The sequence below is a fragment of the Photobacterium sp. DNB22_13_2 genome (assembly GCF_052873915.1).
Map to the genome: position 1 here is coordinate 418,023 of NZ_JBNNXU010000002.1, position 20,058 is coordinate 438,080.

A 20,058-nucleotide genomic window follows, 5' to 3' on the forward strand; every position below is an offset into this window, starting at 1 on the left:
AATATGTCAGTAAGCAGAAGACGCTTCCTACAAGGTATGGTGGCCACCAGCGCCGCATCAGTGATCGGTCCTAGCCTGTTAGGTATGAATAACGCCATGGCAGCTGAAACCGTTGGGACCTGGAAGGTCTCTGGTTCTCACTGGGGGGCGTTCCGCGCTCATATCTACGGCGGTAAGCTACAAGAAATCAAACCACTGGAACTGGATAAGCACCCAACTGAGATGCTTAATGGCATCAAGGGGATCCTTTACAGCCCATCACGTGTACGCTACCCAATGATTCGCCTCGACTGGCTGAAGAAGCACAAATACAGTGCCGACACCCGTGGCAACAACCGCTTTGTCCGCGTGACATGGGATGAAGCTATCGATCTGTTTTACCGTGAACTGGAGCGCGTTCAGAAAGATTACGGCCCATGGGCACTGCACGCAGGTCAAACCGGTTGGCGCCAGACCGGTCAATTCCACAGTTGTGGCAACCACATGCAGCGTGTTGTAGGCATGCACGGTAACTACATCAAGAAAGTAGGTGACTACTCAACCGGCGCAGGCCAAACCATCTTGCCTTACGTGCTAGGCTCAACCGAAGTCTATGCACAGGGAACGTCTTGGTCCGAAATTCTGGAGAACAGTGACAATATCGTACTGTGGGCTAACGATCCGGTAAAAAACCTGCAGGTTGGCTGGAACTGTGAAACCCATGAGTCTTTCGCTTATTTGGAGCAACTTAAAGAGAAAGTCGCCAAAGGCGAAATCAATGTGTTGTCTGTTGACCCAGTCAAGAACAAGACTCAGAAGTACCTTGATAACGACCACCTGTTCATTAACCCACAAACCGATGTGGCGTTTATGCTGGGTGTAGCTCATACCCTCTACACTGAAGAGCTGTATGACAAAGACTTCATCAAGATGTACTGCCTGGGCTTTGATGATTTCATCCAGTATGTGATGGGTGAAACCAAAGACAAGATCGAGAAGACACCTGAATGGTCAGCAGACATTTGTGGCGTACCGGCAGATAAGATCCGCGAGTTTGCCCGTATGCTGGTCAATGGCCGTACCCAGATGTTGTTCGGCTGGTGTATCCAACGTCAGGAACACGGTGAGCAGCCATATTGGATGGGAGCCGTTATTGCTGCTATGGTCGGCCAAATCGGCCTACCGGGTGGTGGTATCTCATACGGTCACCACTACAGCTCAATCGGTGTTCCTTCTACGGGCTTTGCCGCACCGGGCGGTTTTCCGCGTAACCCAGATGAAGGCCAGAAACCTAAATGGGACAACAGCGACTTTAACGGTTACAGCAGCACCATTCCGGTTGCCCGCTGGATTGACTGCTTGCTAGAACCCGGTAAGCAAATCCGCTACAACGGTTCGAAAGTGACGTTGCCAGATTACAAAATGATGGTGATCAGTGGTTGTAATCCTTGGCACCACCACCAAGATCGCAACAAGATGAAGCAAGCCTTTAAAGCGCTGCAAACCGTCGTGACCATAGATTTTGCTTGGACAGCAAGCTGCCGCTTCTCGGACATCGTTCTTCCTGCTTGTACCCAGTGGGAGCGGAATGATATCGATGTCTATGGCTCGTACAGTGGCCGTGGTCTGATTGCGATGCAGAAACTGGTCGACCCGTTGTTCCAGTCGAAAACTGACTTCGAGATCATGACAGAAGTCGCTCGTCGCTTCGGGCGTCACAAAGAATATACCCGTGGAATGGACGAAATGGAGTGGGTACGCCAGCTTTATAGCGAATGTCGTGAGGCCAACAAGGCCAAATTCGATATGCCGGAGTTCGATGAGTTCTGGGCACAGGGCTATTTCGATGCAGGTAAAGGTAAACCTTGGGTTCGCCATGCTGATTTCCGTGAAGATCCGGAGATCAACCCATTGGGTACACCGTCAGGCTTTATCGAAATCACCAGCCGTAAGATTGACCGCTTTGGCTACGAGCACTGCCAGGGTCACCCGATGTGGTTCGAGAAGAGCGAGCGCTCGCACGGCGGTCCGGGTTCAGACAGACACCCGTACTGGCTGCAGTCATGCCATCCAGACAAGCGCTTGCACTCGCAAATGTGTGAATCGGAAGATTTCCGTGCCACCTACGCGGTACAAGATCGCGAACCGATCTATATCAACCCACAAGATGCCGCTGCCAAGGGCATTCAAAACGGTGACTTGGTCCGCGTCTACAACGACCGTGGCCAATTGCTGGCTGGTGCTGTATTGACCGATAGCTACGCACCGGGTGTCGTTCGCATCGAAGAAGGTGCTTGGTATGGTCCTTTGAGTGAGAAAGTCGGTGCTATAGATACCTATGGCGATCCAAATACCCTCACGCAGGATATTCCATCTTCAGAACTTGCTCAGGCAACCAGTGCCAACACTTGTCTGGTTGAATTCGAGAAGTTCACCGGCACCGTACCACCGGTTACTTCGTTCGGTGGGCCGATTGAGGTTAGCTGATCCTCAGTGATAGGAAAACGAAGGGGTAGCGGTTAATGACTGCTCCCCTTTTCACTTTTATGGTAACGGTTACACTAACCTTTCCTATTGATTTTATTAATTATGTGTAATAGCTCTGATCTTTTTACTGCATTATCATTGCACCCGTTACACAGTCGGTGTTAAATAGGCACCAAGTTTGATTTGAGCTAGGATGTGTAGCCATGGCTACGATTAAGGATGTGGCCAAGCTGGCCGGTGTTTCCGTTGCGACAGTATCACGAGTGATCAATAAATCCCCCAAAGCCAGTAAGGCCTCGATTTCGTCGGTGACTCAGGCAATGAAAGAGCTTGGCTATCGCCCCAATGCCAATGCCAGGGCCTTGGTCAGCCAATCCACCAATACTATTGGCGTAGTTGTCGGCGATGTCTCTGATCCCTTCTTTGGCTCCATGTTAAAAGCCATTGACCAGATTGCACGGCAAAACGGCAAACAAATCCTGATCGGCAATGGCTATCACAACGCCACGACAGAAAAAGAAGCCATTGAACTACTCATCAACAGCCGTTGTGAATCACTTATCATTCACAGCAAAGGCCTGAGCAATCAAGAATTGATTGATTTTGCCAATGAGGTACCGGGAATGGTGGTTATCAACCGTTATATTCCTGAAATAGCCCATCGCTGTATTGCACTCGATAACCATAAAGGCTCATATCTCGCAACTGAATACCTGATCAAGAACGGCCACCAGCATATCGGTTATGCCTGCTCAAACCATGACATTGAAGATACCGAACAGCGCCTCGCCGGATACCTCGATGCACTACGGACTTATAACCTACCAACCGATGACAGCTACATCGAATACAGTTCACCCGATGAAGCAGGTGGTGAGCATGCGATGATGAATCTACTCTCCAAAAACCTGCCAATTACGGCGATTGCCGCTTACAACGACAACATGGCTGCTGGGTGTTTATCGGTACTGGAAGAAAACGGCATGATCCCACCACAAGATATCTCTCTGATTGGTTTCGATGATGGTATCATCGCAAAATATTTGAGCCCGAAACTAACCACGGTTCGTTATCCAATCAACATCATGGCTGAGCAAGCAGCGAACCTATCGTTGTCATTGGCAAAAGGTGAGGAAAACAAGACGTGTACCCGGATGTTTGTTCCTACCCTAGTACGACGCTTGTCCGTCACCCAGAAATAACGCGATCACAACGATCGAAAAGCAATAAGAGGAATGTATGCTTAATCTCGATAAACAGTTGGCCTTTATCAATGAATTGGATCGCTTAAAAGCGGTCTACCGCAAAACCATGGTAAAGCCAGATAACAATCGCCAGGAAAACAGTGCGGAGCACAGCTGGCACATTGCTCTTATGGCGCAGATTTTAAAGGATTACATCGAAGAGCCTGTCGATGTGAATCGCGCAGTTATGATGCTACTGATCCATGACATTGTTGAAATTGATGCGGGTGATACTTTTGCTTTTGCCGCGCAACATGAACTAGACGGCCAGGAAGAAAAAGAAATTGCTGCAGCCAACCGCTTGTTTGGCTTACTGCCAGAAGCGCAGTTCACTGAGATGAAATCGCTATGGTTGGAATTTGAACAAGCTGAAACCGCTGATGCCCGCTTTGCCAAAGCGATGGATCGCATTTTGCCGCTGATCCAGAACATGTCCAACGGTGGTGGTAGCTGGGTGAAGCACACAGTGACCAAGCAGCAGGTACTCAAGCGTAATGAATACTTGGAAAAAGTCACACCTAAGCTATGGCAATATGCTTGCGAACAAATTGACTTAGCCGTAACGAATGGCTGGCTTGTCGACGACTAATCGTTTTCTTAGTAGCAAATGACAAAGGCCGGAAAGACTTCTGAATGTCTTTCCGGCCTTTTTCTTGTTGAATCATTTACAGTAGTCATACCACGTTTGGCATGCTGGATATCCGTTTCCAACTCTTCCATAAAGATTTTATTCGGTTACTTATCTTTGCTAATTAGCGCCGATTTGTAAGCAAGGTTACCTTCTACATCCATTGCTCTGAATTTCACACTACCTGATCGGTTAGATGCAATAGTCACATAAGCCCTACCATGCTCATCCGTGGTGAAAGAGCCTGTACCTGGAACATTGGTAGTAATTGTAACGTTGCTAGCTGGTGCTCCGTTTTCACTTACTTTTACCCATGCACCTTCGTTCTGAGGAGTAACATCAAGGTTTAAATCAGCCATCACTGGTGAGCTTAGTAATACAGTCGCAGCAATCATGGTACCTGTAAGCTTAAGCATAATATTTCTCCGTTAATATATTCGTTTGGGTTCGGAGTTAAATTTAGCTGGGGCATCAATATAATGAAACATATAGAATTAATCATGTCGTTCGAATTATTCGAACATGATTTATTGTCCTGACAGTGCTTTACATACGTATACGCATGGCTTACGAATAACCAATTTAACTGATAATTATTAATTTACAGAGTAATAATTCTAAAAAAACACAAATAACCACTATATTTTACCGTCACCCACTTTATCCTCTACCAAGCACAATAAATCTATAGAGCATAAGAAATAACAACTTCATATAAGTCGTTTTATTTCTCAACAATAATACAAGCACACTGTAAATGAGCGTAAAAGACCGTCAATCAAACGATATTTTATTGTGTTTTTGTAAAGATAATTTACGTACTTAGATCAGCATTTTGTCTTATAAATCATAATGTAGACTGTTCGTACTGTAGAGCCCACCATTGCTTTGAACTGATGTCACTGTTGAGTTGTAGATGTACCCCATATCCCATTACAAATGGGACATATTCCATCAACTGGTTTTTAAAAATACCGTTTATCAATTATCGACAGGCATACCTTTATCGCACTTCTTGCATTCCAGCCTATAACCCAGCATCAATTTTCTACCTGTTTTAGAAACAACCCAAGGACGATTGATAAAGGGTGGCTGATGTCTGACATGCTGGTTGTGGCCGCACTCTAATTCAGCCACCCAATCGTTTTCTTCATCGAGGTGATAACCAGATATCGCTTGTTGCATAAATTAATTTTGCTTCCTATCTGCTGGATGGTTCACGCCATCATTTGTCACCACATCACCTAACTCAAAGGGATTGACACCTTCCAGGCACCCTATGTTGTAACCATACTCTTCGGGATTTGAACGTCTTTGGTGATGAGTGTAAATGCCACATTCAGAGCAGAAGTAGTGCTTGGCGGTATGGGTATTAAATTGATAAAGTTTAAGAACATCTTGACCTTTAATTATACGAATACCATCAAGTTTTACCGACCCCACTATTGCCCCTTTACGCCTGCATATTGAACAATCACAGCGGCGGGGATTTTCTATCCCATTGGGTAGTGTCAGCTCTATTTCGACTGCCCCACAATGACATGTCGCCCGATGCTTAGTTTGAATTTCCGTATCACCTACTCTTTTGATCATGTTTATTCCTTGCTTCACAAATACTGTAATTCGTTTTATTTATAACGGGTGTTTTAATCGATAACTAAGCTACCGTCATCATTGAATTCCCAACAATCTCCATAAGCGACCTCCCATAGATACCCATCGGGATCGGAGAAGTAGCCGCTATAGCCGCCCCAAAATACATCTTGCGCCTGTTTCTCTATTTTACCCCCGGCGTACTCCGCCTGAGCCAATACCGCATCCACTTCTTGTTTCGACCGGGTATTATGGGCCAAGGTTACGCCGGAGAAGCCCGCTTTTACCACCTTGAAATCCCGAGAGACATCTTCTGCCAATTCACTTAGCGGATATAACGCTAAACAGACCCCACCCGTTTTGAAAAAAATAATGCCGTCTTCTGGCTTTTTTGATGACGGGAAACCGAGTTTACTGTAGAACTCGAATGAAACCTCAAGGCTTGCTACCCCCAGCGTGATAATACTTATACGTGGTTCCATCCTTTTCTCCAATCACGATATCAATCATAAATTCAACATGACAAAAATGTCATGTTGGCGTCCGTTTTTGGTCACCGTCAGTTCGGTATTCTCTATCACGTAAAGTCAAACACTGAAGAGGACACCACTATGAAATCACTTAAGACTATCGCTGCTGCAACCACACTTGTTTTGTTTAGCTTACCATCAATGGCTTCAACACCACTGATTGCCGGTAGCAAATACAGCGTGCAAAGTAATGAACGTGTCATTACAACGGAAACATTCGACACTCGCCAAGATGCCTATGCTGAAGGTCTGCAAGTTCTCAATGTTCTCGAAGAGAGCAAACCTGCAGAGTTACACAAAATGCTACGTGTTATGGCATGGGGCCCGAAAGAGATTTCTAGCCTACGTATTCAGGATAACGGTTATGTCACCGTCGATGAAATGATGAGTTCTGATGGAAATGTCGAATATCGTGCAAACGTCAATGTACGCTACGAGCACTTCCGCTACGATAATAACTAATAGGTATCATACATCTGCCTGAATATACTAATAACATCCTAACACGAACTTTGCTGAACAAAGGGTTGAGGGAACCAACCCTAGAGGCTAAATATGAGAAGAGACTTGAGGTGAACATGAAGTTACTGCTTATTGAAGATGAACCCAAAACCGGTGAATACCTTAGAAAGGGGCTCACCGAAGCAGGCTATGTTGTCGACCTCTCATCAGACGGCGTTGATGGTTTATACCAAACCACCAGCGCCAATTATGATCTCATCGTCCTAGATGTCATGTTGCCACAACTTAATGGTTGGCAAGTATTAACTACCCTGCGAGCCAGCAATATAGAAACGCCTGTCATTATGTTGACCGCCAGAGATCAGGTCGAAGACCGAGTCAAAGGGCTGGAATTGGGTGCTGACGATTATATCGTTAAGCCTTTTGCCTTCGTTGAACTCGTCGCACGTATAAAAAATACCTTGCGCAGAAAACAACCCTCACCATCAAAAGAACTCGCCCTAGAAGTTGCCAATCTTCACCTTGATTTACTCAAACGCCGAGTGACACGAGAAGGTGACAGTATCACCCTCACCGCCAAAGAGTTTTCTTTACTCGAACTCTTGATGCGACGCCAAGGCGAAGTGCTATCGCGCTCAGAAATTGCATCTATCGTGTGGGACATGAACTTTGACAGTGATACTAATGTTATTGATGTCGCGGTGAAACGTCTGCGTGGGAAAGTCGACAAAGGGTACGAGCCCAAGTTGATCCATACAATTCGTGGAATGGGATACATGCTAGATGAACAAGGTTAGCAAAAACGCAATGTTCAACTCAATGTCATCGAAACTGATTGTTTCCTTCTTTACTGCTTCCATTCTTGTATTATTTGCATTGAGTGCCACAACGCTTTATCACCTTAAACGCCACTTCTACGCCCAAGATCAATATACCATTGAGCAAAAATACAAAACCATCAATACCCTTCAACTGCAAAACGATTTTATTGCAAAGTACGGTACCTTTTTTGAGCTGGGGGAGAATAAACTATGGTTAATCAATAACAGTTCAAAGAAAGTTATCTACCAGACCGAATCTATCAACTTGCCCCAAGACTTTATCCTTCACCGTGAAACAGAAGCGGTGGAATGGCAAGATAACAACAACCGCTACCGGGCGTTTCGCTTTCCTGTTAACAAAGAGCCCGAAAACGATGTCATTTTAGGGCTTAACATCAACCATCAGCGTACATTTCTTACCAGTTTTACTGAAATACTGTTCTGGACGACGCTTTTTGCCAGTATTGTCAGTGGCTTTCTTGGCTGGTTAATCGTTAAAAAAGGTATGCGTCCTGTTAAAACGCTTGAGAAACACATGCAGCAAATCTCCACCGAGAAGCTAAACCTGCGCGTCGAGCCAGCTCAGTTTCCAAGCGAGCTACAACACTTGGTTGTTATGTTCAATGATATGCTGTCGAGATTAGAGAAAGAGTTCGAGCGCTTGTCTGAATACTCATCCGATATAGCCCATGAGCTTCGTACACCAATAAGCAATATGATGACTCAAACTCAGGTGATCCTCGCCCACCCACGCACAACTGATGAATATCAGGAAAGCCTAATTTCAACCTCTGAAGAGCTGAGCCGCTTAACTAAAACCATTACCGACATGTTGTATTTGGCTAAATCTGAGCATAACTTGCTGCAAACCGCCAATGAAGATATTGCTCTTAGCCCACTTGTTGAAGACTTGGCTGAATATTATGAACTGGCAGGAGAAGAAAAAGGCGTTACCATCAACCTATCGGGATCTGGCTTTGTCCACGGGGATAAAGAGATGCTCAAACGCGCTATCGGCAACCTTATATCCAATGCAGTCAGGCACAGTGATGATAACGAAGCCATTACGATCCAAATTAGTGAAAATGAAACGTCTACCCGAGTAGCCGTTATCAACAAAGGGGAAACAATTCCCGCTGAAAACCTTCCTTATATTTTCGAGCGATTCTACCGGGTTGATAAAGCCAGAATGCACCGAGCGACTGCCGGAGCTGGGCTAGGATTGGCGATTGCCCGTTCTATTGCCAAAATCCACCACGGTGACATTCTGGTGCGATCCGATAATGGCATTACCAGTTTTGTTTTGTCGGTGCCTAAGAAAGCCAGCGAAGTATAAAACACTATCAATGACGAAATAGAAAGAAATGATAAAAATGAAAACCCATGCGGATGCATGGGTTTATAAAGCATAGGCTGATAAAGAGACTATTGCGATAGAGTCCTCTCTAATCTAACTGTTCACCATTAGACTGGATAACTTTCTTATACCAATAAAAACTGTCTTTTTTGTAACGCTTAAGCTCTTTTTCGCTCTCTTCGTCACGGTCAACATAAATAAAACCGTAGCGTTTGGCATAACCATTCAACCAGCTAAATAGATCCTGGCAAGACCAGGTACAATAACCGATAACCTCACAGCCATCGTCAATGGCATCTGAAATCGCTTCAACATGACGGCGAAGGAAATTGATCCGGTAATCATCGTGTACCTTACCTTCTTCCGTTAACGTATCAAACGCACCGAGGCCGTTTTCACTGATCAGGATCGGCAGTTCATAGCGGGACGTGATACGACGCAACGCAACTCGTAGACCATTTGGGTCAATCGCCCAGTTCCAATCCGTCATATCCAAGTATTCATTATCCGCGCGAGCAAACAACTTATCTGTTGGAATGTCACTGATTTCAGAAACAACTGACACTTGGGAGGCGTTCCCTGTCTGGGCTATGCTTTGTTTATTATCTGCAGCCACATAAGTCGCAGACTGATAGTAATTCAAGCCCATGAAATCGCATACACCAGCAGCCAATAGCTCTTTATCACCTGGGTGGAAGTCGATGTGGATATTTAATTTTTCCAATCGCTTCAAGGCAATTTTTGGATAACGGCCTTTGGCATACACATCCATCCAGAACAGATCTTGCAGCTCTTGGGCATCTTCCGCCGCAATGACATCTTCAGGTTTCGCTGACTGCGCATAAGCTGGACTATAGGCAAAACTGGCGCCAATTTGGGCGTTGATACCCATCTCACGGAATTTCTTCACCGCACTGGCATTAGCCAGATTGGCAATATGATTGGCATTAATAAAACGCTGGAAGTCAGACACTTTCGGCGGGTGAATTGCTTGTAAGTAACCTAAGCTGGTAAAGATATTCTGCTCATTGAGACTTACCCAATAAGGAACCTTATCACCGTATTCCTCAAACAACACTTCACAGTAGCGAGTAAAGTCCTCGATGATATCGCGACTCTCCCATCCCTGATATTCATCTTGTAATGCCTGAGGTAAGTCCCAGTGATAAGCCGTTAGGATAGGCGTGATCCCATTCGCGATGAGGGTATCAATAACCTTATGATAAAACTCCACTCCTTGGGGGTTGACCGTACGGCCATCAGTCATGATCCTTGGCCAAGACACCGAAAACCGGTACGCCTGCAGGCCCATTTCTTTCATCAAGGCAATGTCTTCTTCAAAGCGGTGGTAGAAATCTATCGCAACCTCACCGGTGGTATTTTTGAAGGTATTACCTGGTACTCGGGAGTACACGTCCCAAATGGAATCCCCCTTGCCATCAAGGTTTGCTGCACCCTCAATCTGGTACGCTGCCGATGCACTTCCCCACAAAAACTCGTTTTGAAAACTCATAATTCACCCTAGCTAGGCTAGCCATTAATGTATTCAGTTTGCAAAAAGTCGCTCGTTACCACCTAGTGCAAACAACGCTGATAGCAAGACCCTAACCAAAACCATATGGTTTTACACTCAGAAAAAACCAATAACCATACATAGATCACATTAAACACACTATCAGCCGCTGTTATAAAGAGCTATTTAAGGTATTCTGCTTGTGCCAGTCCCTAACGTGTATGAAACAACAATGAACAAATATCAGGCTATCTATCAGCAACTTAAAGCTCGCATTCAATCTGGTGAATACAGCGCTGCAGCGAAACTTCCTGAAGGGAAGAAACTCGCCGCCGAGTTTGAATGCAGTGAAATCACCCTAAAAAAAGCGATGGATATCCTGGTGAAGGAAGGTATTGTTGTCCGTAAAAGGGGGGCCGGTTCGTTTGTTAAGAGTACCCCTCCTCAGCAACCTGATACCCACTTACAAGGCACCAAGCTACGTTACGAGGGCACCGGGAAAAAAGTCACCACACAGGTAAAGCACTTTCGTATTATCGAAGCTGATACTGAGACCGCAGAATTAGTCTGTGGGCAGCTTGGTGATCACCTGTATGAAATCATTAGGTTACGCTCGCTCGATGACCAGCCGACCATCGTTGAATATACCTATATGCCCGTTGCTGTGGTGACAGGACTGACTCTTGAACAAGCTGAAGATTCCATCTACGGCTACATAACCGAGACCCTAAACCAAAGGATCCACAGTGCAAACCTGACGATCACCGTGGATCAAGCCAACAAACAAGAAAGCCAATGGTTAATTATTCCTGAAGGCGAGCATTTAGTTACCGTCTCTCAGCGCGCCTACCTGGATAACGGACAGCTTTTTGAACACTCCGTTGCCAAACACACCTGTGAGTCTTTCAAGCTATCGACGACCTATGTGAAATCACTACAGCTGAAGTAGTTAGGCCGCCCACAGTACTGTCCCAACGAGGCACTATACCCAAGTGACCTAAAAGTACAGAGCGGGCTACTGGCGTTGATAAGCAAACGTCAAATTACCTTGATGCAGGGCAAACTTAGAGTAGTCAATATCACCCGATGCGGTCATTCCAAACTTGCACAATATACCTGCAGGCTTGAATTCAAATTCATGTTCGCTATAGGCTTCCAACGGAATAGCCTCTTGACCAGTTGCTTGCAACATCAAAATCCCGTTTATCACTGAAAGATTAATATCTAAATCAAAATCAGGGCTCGTGTAACTACCTTCATACCCTTTTAAATTATCAACTACGACAGTGATTGGCTGACGCTCGAAATTAGGGAGCGTAAAGGGTATGCCGTAATAAATACTCAATATGCCTATCGTGATGTCATTGAAGTTATAATTTAGCGCATCAACATTGATTGCCACAGCCAGATCGTCACTTTCAAAATAGCTCAGATCAGAGTTGAAACTCTCGATCAAGCCACGGTGACCATAAGAATACTTTGAGTACAACGGTAGTCTAAATAATCCCTTACTGGACAGATTTGAGGTCCCTTTCATTTGCTTAAGAGAATCCTCAGAGACCAACTCGCCGTTGAAAAGCGCACGAATGAATTTTGTTAAATCATATGGTGTTGAAATGATAGCACCGGCAGCTGAGGCAACACTCATTGACCAAGATGGCGACTTAAACCATTGATTACCAGAAAAGAAAAAAGACTCAAGCTCTTGGCCACAACTGGTTTCACTCGCGCAATATTCAGTATTTTTCAACCCGACCCGATCAATAATATTTTCCTTTACGACTTCGCCATAGCTCTTACCCGTTACATCTTCAATGATGTAACCTAAAAGAAGGTAGTTGGTATTAGAGTATTCATGTTTTTTATTTGGAGTAAATACCACTGGATAGGATGCTACACGCTGTAACATCTGTTCTTTGGTCTGGTACGTATTAAAATATGCAATGAAATTTTTAGCGTTAGTATAATTATAAAGCCCGCTACGATGAGATAACATATGCCCTATTGTAATGTCATCAGCATATTCAAACTCCGGATAGAATGTTGACAAGGGCGTCGATAATTCTATTTCCCCTTGCTCTATTAATTGAAAAATTAATGTAGATGTAAATGTTTTCGTTATCGAGCCTGCTTTATATTTTTTAACTATATCTGATTGTTCTGTTTTTAATTGTGACGGGGTAGACGTTTGATGGCTGTATGTCACTTTTCCTTTATCCACCACAACAACACCCAGTGTTGCTTTGTTATTTTCTGCTAACGTTGTTAAGTAACGATCCATTTTTTCTTTATCAATCTTCCTTTCAGCAAATGCATAATGGGAAAGCGCCAATAAACTACAAACAAGCACGCATCCAATCATACTGCTAACACGATACCAATAGCTTTTTCCAAACATCATATCTAGCCCCCCTAAGTTTCTGTCTCAATCAAAGCGATAAATTATTAAATCGTTTTAAATCAACCCATTGCCCTGACTTTACACGCAGAGCGATAAATAGCCTCTAACGTTATTCAAAATTACAGCGCAAATCACTGAAAATAATAAGAAAACAACTGAGCAATTTGTTACTTGGAACTTGCTGGTAGGTTACAACGAGTGAAATGACTGACCACAGCCAACACATTTTCCAGCATTCAATCCAGAATATTCAATTGATTACAACGGGGATTATTAATATCCAAATATCAAGCAATTCATGTCTGCATTGCTAGACTCAAGTAAGTTGGACAGTAAATTTATAAATTACTTACCTTTTGTGGGGACATGGAGGAAACCATGAACGCTCTATCTATTAAGCAACGCTTGATGCTGATCATTCTGATCGCGGTAGTATCCCTCATTTCAGCCACCTTGTTTGCACTTTTTGACAGCAGAGACAGCATGCTTGGTGAACGTAAACATCAAATTCAAGTCCTTGTCGAATCTGCTGAAACACTCGTTTCGGATCTCTATAAACAGGCTCAACAAGGTGAAATAACAATTCCGGAGGCACAGAAAAGGGCGATATCGTCACTTAACGCCATGCGCTATGGCGACAATGGATACTTTATGGTGTATGACATGAAAAGCACCATGATACACCATCCTATTAGCCCACATTTAAACGGTCGAGATCTCTCAAACCTAAAGGATATCAAAGGTGTACTAATTGTCAGTGATCAAGTCGAGGCAGCCAAAAAAGGTGGAGGGTTTGTGACTTACCACTGGCAAAAAGCAGGGTCAGATGAGACTCCCTATCCTAAAATTGCCTATTCTCTCCCTTTTCAACCTTGGGGCTGGGTACTCAACACAGGACTTTATGTCGATGATGTTGATACCGTATTTTACCAAAACATAAGAGATTTCCTCGTTTTGATTGCAGTTTTGGCTATCGGGCTCATTGTTGTCTCACTCTACATCACCAAAAGCATCACCTCACCACTTGCAAAGCTACAATCTCTTATTCTACGAGCAGAAAGTAATCTTGATCTCACCGTACGGATCCCAAAACAAGGTAACAATGAAATATCTGATGTTGGAATCGCGTTCAATAGCCTGATGGCTACCTTTCAAAATACATTACAGGGGGTTCATAGTGGCGCCGAAGCACTTGGCGAAGAAGCAGCAAAACTTGATGTACTAGCCAACGACATTGTCAGCTCCTCTGATCGTCAATCAGATGATACCGGCTCAATCGCCGCGGTTGTTGAGCAATTCAACCAGAGCATTCATACCATTTCACTTGATGCCGACAAAATAAAGTCCCTCTCCAATGACAGTGGGGAGCAAGCGAATATCGGCGCTTCAACAATGCTTAGAGCAATTGACAATATCAGTGTCTTGTCGGAAAAATCCCGTCGTTCAAGCGATGCTGTCTCTGAGTTGGGTCACCATTCCAAAGAAATTGAAGGTATTGTCAATGTCATCAATGATGTTGCCGAACAAACCAATCTCCTCGCCCTCAACGCAGCTATTGAGGCTGCACGAGCTGGCGATCAAGGCCGTGGTTTTGCGGTTGTCGCCGATGAAGTCCGACACCTTGCCGTCAGAACATCCGACTCGACCAAGCAAATAGCATCAACCATACAAGAGCTACGATCTGGGATTGAATCAACAGTCGACCATATAGAAGTCAGTGTCTGTGCGGTTGAACAAAACATGACCCAAACCGTAGAGGCAGAAAAAAAAGTGCGCTTGATGCAGGGAATGTCACAAGCTCTAATGTTATTGATCGACGAAGTCACCAGCTCATTACATGAACAGTCCAGCGCAAACCTAGAGCTTGCCGAACGTGTGCAAAAAATTGCCGAGATGGCCACTAACAACCAGCATTCTGCCAATGATGTTCAAGGAGCTGCAAAGCAAGTCAATGGCCTAGTCGCTGCACTCCACAACTCTATTGACAAGTTTACCTTCTCACCAAACTAGCCTTTCGTAATTTTTATCACCTAAATAAAGCCCTGCAATTGCAGGGCTTCTTGTTTCAGCAACGCCAACTTGTTAAAAGGCTTTAAATTCAGATATTCAGCACAAAACGTGATGTAGCCCAGTGCTGTCGCACGTTACAAAGTAGTTTGCGAAACACTTAATACAAAAAATGTATACGTTAATGACCAGGATCAATTTACTACATATCAGTTGGTCGTATGTTGGAAACATGTTAAACGAAGAGGACGAGTGTATATGGAGCTTATTCAAGACCCAAGATGTTATACCGACATCTGTATTGACGGAAAATGGTTTCACCATGACCATTGTACCGATAAAGCCTACATGCTTTGGGGCGGTTCTTCGCCTCACATTCAATTAGACAAGACCCCAAAAACCGAAAACGAGCTCATTGACCTTCTCACCCATGCTAATCGCAGTTAAGGCCAACAGAAGAGAATGACTTATTACCTTATATAGCTGGTACTCAAATGAAAGTACCAGCTTGTGCCTTATAACAACGAAGGGCTCGTTTACTCATTATTCACGAAACGTTTGCCTAGCCTCGTGAAAGCGAAGTAAATAGGCACATAAATCACAAGTAGTATCAATGTATCGAGCAAAAAGTGTAGCTCACCAGTCCCTAAGAATGCACCAACAAGGAAGTTCTTAGCCGTTATTGCACAAAACACCGACACGAAAGTGACGATGAAGGTCATCGTGTTTTTTTTCATTTTTCAACCAATACACAGTACCCAAAATATCAATTTGTGATTATACCGTGTGATAGAGAAATTCACACAACGTTAAGCGGTACGTATGTGTACATCGTGACTTCGGTAACTATCCATGCCCAAGAAAGCAGGGGAAAGTAGTAAGTTCATCATGTTTCCCCCACCCCGTTACTGGCTACATCTGCATTCTAAACAGAGTTACAAGTACCTTGAATTGCCATTGTAGTTTCAGTGATAGATTGCTTTCCTTGTACTTCGTCGACTAAACGAACATCTGCACCGCCAACAAACAAACCCATTTTTATATATTGTTCGATGAAATACAGATTCCCAGACTCTGTTAATACCTTAAGAGCATTTGGGGAAAACTCCGACTCTGTACTGATTATATACTCCTTCCCAGCATCAACTTCTTGATAGAAAAATACACCAGGTGCCGTTTCGCCAACACAGCCCCCATTAAGAAATACATCCTTTTTCAACGCAGCACCTACGGGAGAGTCAACACGGAAGACATACAGTCCCGCTTTGCCATCTGTAGGTTGCTCAAACTGTTTTGCTTCATTTGACTGTGCAATATTCGCTGTAGGAACAGACGCACAACCAGAAAGCGCAGAGAGTATAAAAACACTCAGTAATATTCTATTTTTCATAATGTTACCCATTTTTTGATTAACATATGAAATCTTACTCTCTCGCGAATCAAGGGCAATATTACGCCCCCAAAATGCGGCACATATAACGTAATGGTTAATCTCACACGTTGGCATAAAAAAGCCCGCTCACTTGAGCGGGCAAACCCCAATTTCAACAAAGGAAATAGAACAACTAAAAATTAAAACGGTAGCCTGTGTAATGGGCATAGGTTTGGTTTGGTCGCAGGATACTGTCACCTGGCCATTCCGGATGGTTCGGTGCATCAGGCAGATACTCGGTCTCTAAACAAAAGCCTTGGTGAATGCCATATTCACCCGACGTACCCTTGGTACCCGCCAAGAAGTTACCAGTATAGAGTTGTACCGCTGGCTTGGTAGTCTGTACCATCATTGTCACTTTCTGATCCGGTGAGACTACTTTGGCAAAATCTTGAATACCGTTAGTTAATTCAAACGGTAGAATGAAAGCATGATCATACCCTTTTGCTAATAACTGCTCAGGATCGCTCAGCAAATCTCGTCCAATTGTCTTACCTTCACGAAAATCAAAACCCGTTTGTTCAACCGATTTCAATTCGCCTGTCGGGATCCCTACTTCAGATGTCGGAACAAAATGACCAGCCTTTATCATTAATTCATGCTGCAAACAGTCCTCAGCCGAAGCTTCACCAGCCAAGTTGAAGTAAGCATGGTTGGTAAAGTTCACTGGGCATGGTTTATCACAGTTTGCCTGATAACTAATGGCAACTGTGTTATCAGCAGTCAGTTCAAATGTGACTTTTGCTTCTAATCTGCCAGGAAAGCCTTGATCACCATCTTCTGATACTAGGCTTAGTTCCAGTTTTGACTCGCTTTGCGAAATCACACTCCAACGACGTTTATCGAAGCCGTCAGGGCCACCATGTAAGGTATTTCCCGCTTGATTAGTAATAACTTGGGTTGTTCCACCTTCGGTGATGAATTGGCCATTCGCGATTCGGTTGGCATAACGCCCAACGGTGGATCCAAAATACGCACTTTGCTTTTGGTGATCGGCCATGGTTGCGCAACCTAGTAACATTTCACGTGTTTCGTTACTTTCACCATTTTCACTGCTCACAGGCACAGTACAGCTTAACCAAGTGGCACCGATATCCATGAAGGTGGCAGTCATCCCCGAAGCATTGGTCAGGGTAAATAGGCTAGCAGGACGACCATCAAAGGCCGCCTCCGTAGTCATAGTGTCGTGCAGCGCTAACACTTTTTGAGGTAGTGTCATATTCATTCCTTATTTGAGCAAACTCAACTTAGGCAATAGCACCCGCACCGGCTTTGGCCTTACACACGTAGATGGTTTCTTTCAAACCAGTCTTAGCTTCATATTTCTCGGCTAGCACTGTTGTCACTTCTTTAACCAATGCCGGTGGAACAATAGATACAATACAACCACCGAAACCACCACCGGTCATACGAACACCACCTTGATCACCAATCACTGCTTTCACAGTATCAACGATGAAATCAATTTCAGGGACTGTAATTTCAAAATCATCGCGCATTGATGCATGAGATTGTGCCATCAGCTCACCCATACGCTTTATATCACCTTTGCTTAGGGCAATTGCCGCTTCTTCTGTACGATCGTTTTCAGTGATCACGTGACGAGCACGTTTGGCAACCATTTCATCCAACTCCTCAGCACGGGCGTTGAATTGCTCGATAGTCACATCACGTAGCGCTTTCACACCAAAAATACGTGCTGCTTCTTCACATTGTTCACGGCGAGTATTGTACTCACTATCAACCAAACCACGTTTTTTGTTAGAGTTGATAATCACTACCGCCATATCTTCTGGCATTGAAACCGCTTTGGTTTCTAGTGAACGGCAGTCTATTAGCAAGGCATGGTTTTCTTGACCTTCAGCAGAAATCAGCTGATCCATAATGCCGCAGTTACAACCTACGAATTCGTTTTCTGCTTGCTGACCGTTTAGCGCAATTTCTTGCTGGCTAATCTCAAGTGCATACAAGGTTTTAAACGTTTGACCAATAACGACTTCCAATGCTGCAGATGAACTCAAGCCCGCACCTTGTGGCACGTTTCCACTCACTGCAATATCAGCACCTGCAAATTCATAACCGCGCTCGCGTAGACACTTCACTACCCCTTTAATGTAGTTGATCCACATGCAGTCTTCATCAAAGGTGATATCAGCTGTTAGGTCGAACTCTTTGGTCTGGTTGTCATAATCAACAGAAACAACACGGACGATATTATCTTCACGACGGGCAGCAGCAACGACCGCTTGGTAATCAATCGCACATGGTAGGACAAAGCCATCGTTGTAGTCGGTGTGCTCACCAATCAGGTTCACTCGGCCAGGTGCTTGGATAAGGTGTGTAGCCTCGTAACCCAATACGGAGGAGAATGAGGTATTAACAGCGTCAATAAGCAGTTGTGTTTTAGACATAAAATGTTCCTATCTTTCTATATGGGTTCTTTATTATTTTTGGTTTTTTGCTTCGCGGTAGTGCACGTCGCTTAGAGCGCGTAATTTGTCTGCCGCCTGCTCTGCAGTAAGGTCACGCTGGCTTTCAGCCAACATTTCATAACCCACCATAAACTTGCGTACAGTGGCAGACCGAAGTAGTGGCGGATAGAAAATCGCATGAAGTTGCCAATGCTCTGTGGACGTATCACCTTCTTTGAAGAATGGTGCATAATGCCATCCCATCGAATAAGGGAATGAACACTTGAACAGGTTGTCATAACGACTGGTCAGTTTCTTAATGGCAACCGCTAGGTCATCACGCTGCTCTTCTGTCAGATCATTCATGCGGCGAACATGGATTTTCGGCATTAACATGGTTTCAAATGGCCACGCAGCCCAGTAAGGCACCACTGCAATCCAATGTTCTGTTTCAACCACAGTACGAGAACCATCGGCCATTTCAGCTTTCGCATAGTCCACCAGCAAATTTGATCCTTGCTCTTGGTAATAAGCACGTAGATTTTCGTCTTTACGCGCGATTTCATTTGGCAAAAAGCTATTTGCCCAAATTTGACCATGAGGATGAGGCTGCGAACAACCCATTGCAGAACCTTTGTTCTCAAACGCTTGAACCCAAACGTATTTTTCACCTAGCTCTTCAATTTGTTCGTTCCAGGTATCAATGACCTTACGAATCATGCCAACAGGAAGTTCAGGCAAGGTCTTGCTGTGATCGGGTGAGAAGCAAATGACGCGGCTCAGGCCTCGGGCACTTTCGCAACGAAACAGAGGGTTGCCTGACTCCGGCGCATCGGGCGTATCTTGAGTTAAAGCGGCATGGTCGTTGTTGAACACATAAGTGTCAGCATAATCAGAGTTCTTGTCACCCGATACTCGGGTATTAGTCGGGCACAGAAAACACTCGCTATCATACGCTTTGTCTTCCGCTTGTTCTGGGGTCTCATCAGCACCCTGCCACGGACGCTTGGCGCGGTGTGGGGAAACCAGAATATATTGACCCGTCAATGGGTTATAACGACGGTGAGGATGGTCAACTGGATTGAATTTTTGCTCAGACATTGTCAAATCTCGTAATTACAACTTACTGAAAAATAAGGGGAGGAGCAGGCAAATATATAGGGTGAAACACAACCGACTCCAAAATTTCTAAC

The 20,058-nt window shown here is 44.5% G+C and carries 20 protein-coding genes; 9 read left to right on the forward strand and 11 right to left on the reverse strand.

Translation table 11 applies throughout. From position 1 onward, the window contains the following. Positions 1–3 precede the first annotated feature (3 nt). From torA to ACVA58_RS05110, 3 genes are all read left to right on the forward strand, one after another. On the forward strand, positions 4–2,466 hold the full coding sequence (gene torA, locus ACVA58_RS05100; protein WP_446509347.1) for a trimethylamine-N-oxide reductase TorA: 2,463 nt from the start codon (positions 4–6) through the stop codon (positions 2,464–2,466). Between the two features lie 203 nt (positions 2,467–2,669). After that, positions 2,670–3,668: a substrate-binding domain-containing protein gene (locus ACVA58_RS05105; RefSeq protein ID WP_446509348.1), complete on the forward strand. Its 999-nt coding sequence runs from the start codon at positions 2,670–2,672 to the stop codon at positions 3,666–3,668. A 37-nt stretch (positions 3,669–3,705) separates the two neighbouring features. Then, entirely contained in the window at positions 3,706–4,299 is a 594-nt protein-coding gene (locus tag ACVA58_RS05110; RefSeq protein WP_446509349.1) for an HD domain-containing protein, read from the forward strand. Between the two features lie 146 nt (positions 4,300–4,445). On the opposite strand, the gene ACVA58_RS05115 is transcribed toward ACVA58_RS05110, so the two are convergent. The 4 genes from ACVA58_RS05115 to ACVA58_RS05130 form a co-directional block, all read right to left on the reverse strand. Further along, positions 4,446–4,754 carry a hypothetical protein gene (locus tag ACVA58_RS05115; protein WP_107348676.1) on the reverse strand — a complete coding sequence of 103 codons (309 nt, stop codon included), beginning with the start codon at positions 4,752–4,754 and terminating at the stop codon, positions 4,446–4,448. Positions 4,755–5,319: 565 nt separating this feature from the next. After that, a complete protein-coding gene (locus ACVA58_RS05120; RefSeq protein WP_446509350.1) occupies positions 5,320–5,523 on the reverse strand; it encodes a DUF3565 domain-containing protein in 204 nt (67 codons plus the stop codon). Positions 5,524–5,526: 3 nt separating this feature from the next. Further along, positions 5,527–5,931, reverse strand: coding sequence for a GFA family protein (locus ACVA58_RS05125; protein WP_446509351.1), 405 nt, complete (start codon positions 5,929–5,931; stop codon positions 5,527–5,529). A 53-nt stretch (positions 5,932–5,984) separates the two neighbouring features. Further along, positions 5,985–6,413 carry a VOC family protein gene (locus ACVA58_RS05130; protein WP_446509352.1) on the reverse strand — a complete coding sequence of 143 codons (429 nt, stop codon included), beginning with the start codon at positions 6,411–6,413 and terminating at the stop codon, positions 5,985–5,987. 129 nt (positions 6,414–6,542) lie between these two features. On the opposite strand from ACVA58_RS05130, the gene ACVA58_RS05135 reads away from it, so the two are divergent. The 3 genes from ACVA58_RS05135 (at position 6,543) to ACVA58_RS05145 (ending at position 9,080) form a co-directional block, all read left to right on the forward strand. After that, complete coding sequence (locus ACVA58_RS05135) at positions 6,543–6,923, forward strand: DUF3316 domain-containing protein (protein ID WP_446509353.1); 381 nt, start codon at positions 6,543–6,545, stop codon at positions 6,921–6,923. A 116-nt stretch (positions 6,924–7,039) separates the two neighbouring features. Further along, positions 7,040–7,720: a heavy metal response regulator transcription factor gene (locus ACVA58_RS05140; RefSeq protein WP_446509354.1), complete on the forward strand. Its 681-nt coding sequence runs from the start codon at positions 7,040–7,042 to the stop codon at positions 7,718–7,720. After that, a complete protein-coding gene (locus tag ACVA58_RS05145) occupies positions 7,707–9,080 on the forward strand; it encodes a heavy metal sensor histidine kinase (protein WP_446509355.1) in 1,374 nt (457 codons plus the stop codon). Before ACVA58_RS05140 ends, ACVA58_RS05145 begins: the two co-directional genes overlap by 14 nt. Before the next feature lie 109 nt (positions 9,081–9,189). Here ACVA58_RS05145 and ACVA58_RS05150 read toward each other — a convergent pair whose 3' ends face one another. Next, a complete protein-coding gene (locus ACVA58_RS05150; protein WP_446509356.1) occupies positions 9,190–10,614 on the reverse strand; it encodes a glycoside hydrolase family 1 protein in 1,425 nt (474 codons plus the stop codon). A 232-nt stretch (positions 10,615–10,846) separates the two neighbouring features. Between ACVA58_RS05150 and ACVA58_RS05155 the strand changes: the two genes are divergently transcribed. After that, positions 10,847–11,563, forward strand: coding sequence for a GntR family transcriptional regulator (locus ACVA58_RS05155; protein ID WP_446509357.1), 717 nt, complete (start codon positions 10,847–10,849; stop codon positions 11,561–11,563). 66 nt (positions 11,564–11,629) lie between these two features. Here the strand turns inward: ACVA58_RS05155 and ACVA58_RS05160 are convergent, their stop codons facing one another. Further along, complete coding sequence (locus tag ACVA58_RS05160; RefSeq protein WP_446509358.1) at positions 11,630–13,015, reverse strand: serine hydrolase domain-containing protein; 1,386 nt, start codon at positions 13,013–13,015, stop codon at positions 11,630–11,632. 378 nt (positions 13,016–13,393) lie between these two features. Between ACVA58_RS05160 and ACVA58_RS05165 the strand changes: the two genes are divergently transcribed. Both ACVA58_RS05165 and ACVA58_RS05170 read left to right on the forward strand, forming a co-directional pair. Continuing rightward, positions 13,394–15,025: a methyl-accepting chemotaxis protein gene (locus ACVA58_RS05165; RefSeq protein ID WP_446509359.1), complete on the forward strand. Its 1,632-nt coding sequence runs from the start codon at positions 13,394–13,396 to the stop codon at positions 15,023–15,025. 255 nt (positions 15,026–15,280) lie between these two features. Beyond that, a complete protein-coding gene (locus ACVA58_RS05170; RefSeq protein ID WP_446509360.1) occupies positions 15,281–15,469 on the forward strand; it encodes a hypothetical protein in 189 nt (62 codons plus the stop codon). Positions 15,470–15,558: 89 nt separating this feature from the next. Here ACVA58_RS05170 and ACVA58_RS05175 read toward each other — a convergent pair whose 3' ends face one another. The 5 genes from ACVA58_RS05175 to ACVA58_RS05195 all read right to left on the reverse strand — a co-directional run bounded on the left by ACVA58_RS05175 (position 15,559) and on the right by ACVA58_RS05195 (position 19,966). Next, positions 15,559–15,759, reverse strand: a complete 201-nt coding sequence (locus ACVA58_RS05175; RefSeq protein ID WP_446509361.1) for a hypothetical protein — start codon at positions 15,757–15,759, stop codon at positions 15,559–15,561. A gap of 188 nt (positions 15,760–15,947) precedes the next feature. Continuing rightward, entirely contained in the window at positions 15,948–16,412 is a 465-nt protein-coding gene (locus ACVA58_RS05180; protein WP_446509362.1) for a DUF2846 domain-containing protein, read from the reverse strand. A gap of 175 nt (positions 16,413–16,587) precedes the next feature. After that, complete coding sequence (galM, locus tag ACVA58_RS05185; RefSeq protein WP_446509363.1) at positions 16,588–17,673, reverse strand: galactose-1-epimerase; 1,086 nt, start codon at positions 17,671–17,673, stop codon at positions 16,588–16,590. 28 nt (positions 17,674–17,701) lie between these two features. Next, entirely contained in the window at positions 17,702–18,865 is a 1,164-nt protein-coding gene (galK, locus tag ACVA58_RS05190; RefSeq protein WP_446509364.1) for a galactokinase, read from the reverse strand. Between the two features lie 33 nt (positions 18,866–18,898). Continuing rightward, positions 18,899–19,966, reverse strand: a complete 1,068-nt coding sequence (locus ACVA58_RS05195) for a UDP-glucose--hexose-1-phosphate uridylyltransferase (protein ID WP_446509365.1) — start codon at positions 19,964–19,966, stop codon at positions 18,899–18,901. Between the last annotated feature and the right edge of the window lie 92 nt (positions 19,967–20,058).

What these genes read in the sequence shown, in the direction of transcription:
- torA (WP_446509347.1), top strand. Translation starts at nt 4, where the DNA reads ATGTCAGTAAGCAGAAGACGCTTCCTACAAGGTATGGTGGCCACCAGC.
- ACVA58_RS05105 (WP_446509348.1), top strand. Translation starts at nt 2,670, where the DNA reads ATGGCTACGATTAAGGATGTGGCCAAGCTGGCCGGTGTTTCCGTTGCG.
- ACVA58_RS05110 (WP_446509349.1), top strand. Translation starts at nt 3,706, where the DNA reads ATGCTTAATCTCGATAAACAGTTGGCCTTTATCAATGAATTGGATCGC.
- ACVA58_RS05115 (WP_107348676.1), bottom strand. Translation starts at nt 4,754, where the DNA reads ATGCTTAAGCTTACAGGTACCATGATTGCTGCGACTGTATTACTAAGC.
- ACVA58_RS05120 (WP_446509350.1), bottom strand. Translation starts at nt 5,523, where the DNA reads ATGCAACAAGCGATATCTGGTTATCACCTCGATGAAGAAAACGATTGG.
- ACVA58_RS05125 (WP_446509351.1), bottom strand. Translation starts at nt 5,931, where the DNA reads ATGATCAAAAGAGTAGGTGATACGGAAATTCAAACTAAGCATCGGGCG.
- ACVA58_RS05130 (WP_446509352.1), bottom strand. Translation starts at nt 6,413, where the DNA reads ATGGAACCACGTATAAGTATTATCACGCTGGGGGTAGCAAGCCTTGAG.
- ACVA58_RS05135 (WP_446509353.1), top strand. Translation starts at nt 6,543, where the DNA reads ATGAAATCACTTAAGACTATCGCTGCTGCAACCACACTTGTTTTGTTT.
- ACVA58_RS05140 (WP_446509354.1), top strand. Translation starts at nt 7,040, where the DNA reads ATGAAGTTACTGCTTATTGAAGATGAACCCAAAACCGGTGAATACCTT.
- ACVA58_RS05145 (WP_446509355.1), top strand. Translation starts at nt 7,707, where the DNA reads ATGAACAAGGTTAGCAAAAACGCAATGTTCAACTCAATGTCATCGAAA.
- ACVA58_RS05150 (WP_446509356.1), bottom strand. Translation starts at nt 10,614, where the DNA reads ATGAGTTTTCAAAACGAGTTTTTGTGGGGAAGTGCATCGGCAGCGTAC.
- ACVA58_RS05155 (WP_446509357.1), top strand. Translation starts at nt 10,847, where the DNA reads ATGAACAAATATCAGGCTATCTATCAGCAACTTAAAGCTCGCATTCAA.
- ACVA58_RS05160 (WP_446509358.1), bottom strand. Translation starts at nt 13,015, where the DNA reads ATGATGTTTGGAAAAAGCTATTGGTATCGTGTTAGCAGTATGATTGGA.
- ACVA58_RS05165 (WP_446509359.1), top strand. Translation starts at nt 13,394, where the DNA reads ATGAACGCTCTATCTATTAAGCAACGCTTGATGCTGATCATTCTGATC.
- ACVA58_RS05170 (WP_446509360.1), top strand. Translation starts at nt 15,281, where the DNA reads ATGGAGCTTATTCAAGACCCAAGATGTTATACCGACATCTGTATTGAC.
- ACVA58_RS05175 (WP_446509361.1), bottom strand. Translation starts at nt 15,759, where the DNA reads ATGAAAAAAAACACGATGACCTTCATCGTCACTTTCGTGTCGGTGTTT.
- ACVA58_RS05180 (WP_446509362.1), bottom strand. Translation starts at nt 16,412, where the DNA reads ATGAAAAATAGAATATTACTGAGTGTTTTTATACTCTCTGCGCTTTCT.
- galM (WP_446509363.1), bottom strand. Translation starts at nt 17,673, where the DNA reads ATGACACTACCTCAAAAAGTGTTAGCGCTGCACGACACTATGACTACG.
- galK (WP_446509364.1), bottom strand. Translation starts at nt 18,865, where the DNA reads ATGTCTAAAACACAACTGCTTATTGACGCTGTTAATACCTCATTCTCC.
- ACVA58_RS05195 (WP_446509365.1), bottom strand. Translation starts at nt 19,966, where the DNA reads ATGTCTGAGCAAAAATTCAATCCAGTTGACCATCCTCACCGTCGTTAT.